This window comes from Deltaproteobacteria bacterium (assembly GCA_009929795.1).
Lineage (GTDB): Bacteria > Desulfobacterota > Desulfovibrionia > Desulfovibrionales > Desulfomicrobiaceae > RZZR01.
Genome location: RZZR01000193.1, coordinates 1 through 3,865, shown reverse-complemented (window position 1 = coordinate 3,865; position 3,865 = coordinate 1). Strand labels below are relative to the sequence as shown.

At 63.0% G+C, this 3,865-nt stretch carries 5 protein-coding genes; all 5 read right to left on the bottom strand.

The genetic code is table 11. The features are described 5' to 3' along the window. Positions 1-176 (bottom strand): prepilin-type N-terminal cleavage/methylation domain-containing protein (locus EOM25_12915; protein NCC26075.1); only part of this gene is annotated, 176 nt, incomplete at its 3' end. Next, a complete protein-coding gene (locus EOM25_12910; protein ID NCC26074.1) occupies positions 157-726 on the bottom strand; it encodes a hypothetical protein in 570 nt (189 codons plus the stop codon). The genes EOM25_12910 and EOM25_12915, both read right to left, overlap by 20 nt. A 55-nt stretch (positions 727-781) precedes the next feature. Further along, positions 782-1,357, bottom strand: a complete 576-nt coding sequence (locus EOM25_12905) for a sigma-70 family RNA polymerase sigma factor (protein NCC26073.1) — start codon at positions 1,355-1,357, stop codon at positions 782-784. A 34-nt stretch (positions 1,358-1,391) separates the two neighbouring features. Then, positions 1,392-2,222 (bottom strand): hypothetical protein, encoded by an 831-nt coding sequence (locus tag EOM25_12900; protein ID NCC26072.1) that lies wholly within the window; start codon positions 2,220-2,222, stop codon positions 1,392-1,394. A gap of 209 nt (positions 2,223-2,431) precedes the next feature. Then, positions 2,432-3,562: a hypothetical protein gene (locus EOM25_12895; protein ID NCC26071.1), complete on the bottom strand. Its 1,131-nt coding sequence runs from the start codon at positions 3,560-3,562 to the stop codon at positions 2,432-2,434. Between the last annotated feature and the right edge of the window lie 303 nt (positions 3,563-3,865).

Below are 3,865 nucleotides of genomic sequence, written 5' to 3'. Positions count from 1 at the left end.
CTCTGGGCGTAGCGCAGATGGGAGGAGAGGATGTCGGCGTTGGCCCGGACGGTGGTGTCCGGTCCTCCGGAACGGATCACGGCCACGGCGGCCAGAATACCCAGCAGGACCAGGACCGAGATGATCTCGATCATGGTGAAGCCGAAGGCATGCCGGTTAGAGGGCGAGGTTGGCATGGACATGGCGAAGATCCTTGCTGGGGTGGAAGGTGGAGGCCAGGGCCAGAATGCCCCAGCCGATCACCCCGGCCAGGCCCATGGCCACGGCGATGGAGGCCAGGGGACCGAGGACGGGGCTGGTCAGGCCCATGGCCAGGACGGCGGCGAACATGGCCAGGGGCGGAATGGCTCTTGGCGGCAGGTTCGGAGGGGTCAGGACGCCACGGACGAGGGATATGCCCAGCAGGGACGAGGCCACCCCGGCCGGCAACGCCGGGGACAGGATGAGGGTCAGGTTTAGTACCGTGGCCCGGTCCAGGGCCGGGGACAGGGCCGCTCCGAGCATGATGGAGGCCGTGATGCTGGTGAAGAACAGGCCGAGGCCAAGGGTCGTCCACCCCAGGGCCAGGCCCGTGGGCTCGGCCTTGAGGTGGATGGTCCGGACCTGGGCCATGATCTCGGCGTTCAGTCCGTCGTCGTACGGGAAAGGCGCGGGCATTCGGCCCAGACGCTCGGCCAGGGGCCGGAGGTGTTCGGGCAGGTCGTTTGGAGATGGTCTGGAGGTCATGAGTTTGGTCCTTACCCCGTAATACGGACGAAACAGGAAAAAGTAACAGGCGGAATCAAAATTTGGGCGTTTGGTTGCCGCGTGTGCCCAGGATGTTCTGGAGGCGTTCCAGACCCCGGTAGACCCGCATCTTGGCCGCGGCCTCGGAGGTGTCAAGCACGGCCGCGACCTGGGCAAAGGACAGGTCCTGAAAGAAACGCAGGGCCACGGCCTCCCGATATTCGGCGGGCAGACGCCCCATGGCGGCTCGGATGGCCTGGCGGTCCTGGCGCTCGCTGAGATCGTCGGCCGGGTCGGAGGCCCGCGTGTCCTCGATGTCAGGGACGGCGTCCGGGCCGGTTTGGGCCTCGGGTCGAATTCGGGCTGATCGGGCCCGGTCCCGAACCAGATTGAGGGCAATGCGGTGGAGCCAGGGGGCCAGGGGTTTGGTCGGGTCGAAGCGGACGATGCCGACAAAGGCCCGGAGGAATGTTTCCTGGGTCAGGTCCCGGGCGGTTTCCCGGTCGGGGATCAGACGGGAGATGAAGGCATGAATGGCCGGCCCGAAGGCCTCGACGATGGGAGCGAAGGCCTCTCGATCGCCGGCCTGGACACGGCGGATGTGGATTGGGTCGAAGCCGGGGGCATCCATGGGCGGGGCGGAACGGCAGGGCCTCCTTCGGCCCTCAGCCGGTCTGGTTCAACAGGCTTCCTGAAGAGCCGAACAGGAGACGGAGGATGATCTCCTCCAGGGACAGGGCGGGCGTGTGGCGCCTGGCCTCCACGGCCTGATCCAGAAGTTCGGCCTGGGCCCGCAGGGCCGTTCCCTGGCTTTCCAGACCGGACTGTCGGTTGGAGTAGATGTCTTCCACGGTGCCCATGTCGCCGACGAAGCCGGAGAGCGTGTCGATCTGGGCCTGGAGTTTCGCGCTGTCGGCCGGGTCGAGGTCCCCTCCCTTGAGATCGCTCCAGGCCACTTCGTCCAGGGCCCGGAAGGTCGTGTTGAAGCCGCCGTTCAGAAAGGCCTGGACGAACACGTTGCCCTGGGCGTCGATCTGGTCGGTGCCCCACCGGCCGCCGTCCAGCAGGGCGATGCCGTTGTACTCGGTGTCCTCGATGATGGCGGTGATCTTGTCCCGCAGGGCATTGTACTCGGCGGCCACGCCCGCACTGTAGGTCAGATCGCCCTCCTTGACGGCCTTGGCCAGACTCTCCATTTCCTTCAGGGTGCTCTTGATGGTAGCCACGGCCTCCTTGGCCACGCCCATCATGGAGGAGGCCTCGGTCACGTTGCGGGCGTTTTGGCGAATCACGGCGCTGTCGGAGCGCAGGCGGCCGGTGATGGCCTCGTCAAAGGGGTTGGTCAGGGGCTGGACCGGTTGCCGACCGAGGATCATGGCCCGGAGATTGGCCCCCACTGGAGAGCCGTAAAAGTAGGCATTGGTCAGCATGTCCTGCTGAAGCATCTGCATGGACGTATCAAAGGTCAGGGCCCTGTAGAAGTCGTCGATGGCCATGGAAGGTCTCCGATGGGGCGTGGCGGTTCGCGGTCTCGGAGGCACGAATTGCCTCCCGGCCAAGCCATGAAAGAACCGTACCAAAAGGAAAGAGAGCCCGCAACGCTCGGCCACGCGGCGGACTCTGGAATCATCGATCCGGCGAAAAGAACCCTCGGTCACGGCCGAGGGCCGATTTTTGCCGGGCGAGGATTGTCAGACTGGAACCGTCAATCCAGGAGCAGGATGTTCAGCCAAGGCAAGGATTTTGTCGGGGATGGAGGCGGCGGGGAGTCCAAAACGACAATGGTCACGGCGTATTGGGTCATTCCTGAATAGGAACCGCCCCAGGTCATGGCATGCTGGCTGTGGTCCCAGGTGTCGTGGAGGTAGATGGTGCTGGTGGAGTCGTCGTACCCGACGCCGACCATGGTGTGCCCTGTAACATGAAACATGACCGGGCGCCCGGCGTCGATCTCGGCCTTGAACTGGGCGAAGGTGAAGCCCTGGGTGTTGCTTCCGTACGGGTGGATGTATTGGTTGTAGGCCTGGGTCACGCTGTAGCCGCGGGATTCGTAGAACTCGACGATGCCGCACAGACCACTGCGTTCATAGTCGTCTGGTCCTGAATCGAAAAGTTGCTGGGCGGTAAGGGGACGGCCGTCATTATAGTTCCAAAATGTGGTCGCTCCATCGGAGTTCTCAATGGGGCTTGATGCTTGATTCGTGCCCATGAAGTCGGCCGTGCAGTCGCCCTTGACGTGCTCGGTCCAGCCATTGACGACAAAGGGGTCAGGCCCGGGATTTCCGTAGCAGATCCAGTAGTCGTCCACATGGCCCCGGGTGGCCCGGCCGTCGAGGCCCATCTGGGTGGCGCTCAAGGGACATCGATTCCTGGGTTCCAAGCAACCGTCGACCCATGTCGTCCAGAACTCGTCGTTGTTCAGTGGGGCCACGCCTCCGTTGGACGGCCCCGCGTACATGTTCGGGTAGCCGTTGCGGTCGTAGTATCCGGCGATCATGGCCGCCGACGTGGCCGAACACCCAAAGCACCAGGTATAGGCGGGAACGTCGGAGATGACGTTCACTCCGGCGCTTGGATTGGGCTCGGGCAGGGCCCTCAAGGTTCGGCGTTCAAATCCGATGGGAGGGTGGGGAGGCCCGGCGATGATCGACCGCTCAAGAATGGTGCCGTCTGGCAGGGCAATGGTGGTCGAGGAAAAGAATTTGTCAGGCTCAAGCTGTTCGGCCACGGCCGGGAGAATCGAGAAAAGAATGAAGCCAAGACAAAGAAATAAGGTCTTTGCCTTGAACAAGCCAAAAAAACGACTGATTGTCGCGCCGAACATGGGTTTCTCCATAAGGATTGAAAATTTCGATTTCCGAGGGTCAAGAAGAAGGAAGCGGGTATAATGATCGGATGTGGAAAGTCAACGACGATGTCGTCTCAAAGGGCAAGGCCCAAATGAACTTCGCAATGAAGATTCAGTCACAAAATCAAATCCTTGCGGTAGACCACCTTGTCGTCGTCATCGGCGTAGAATCCGTTGAGCACGGCCTCCTCTCGATACCCCCGGGCCAGGTAGAAGGCCCGGGTGGGGGCGTATTGGGGCCGGGAGGCGGTTTCGGCGTACATGCGGACCGCGCCCAGGGTCATGGCCGCG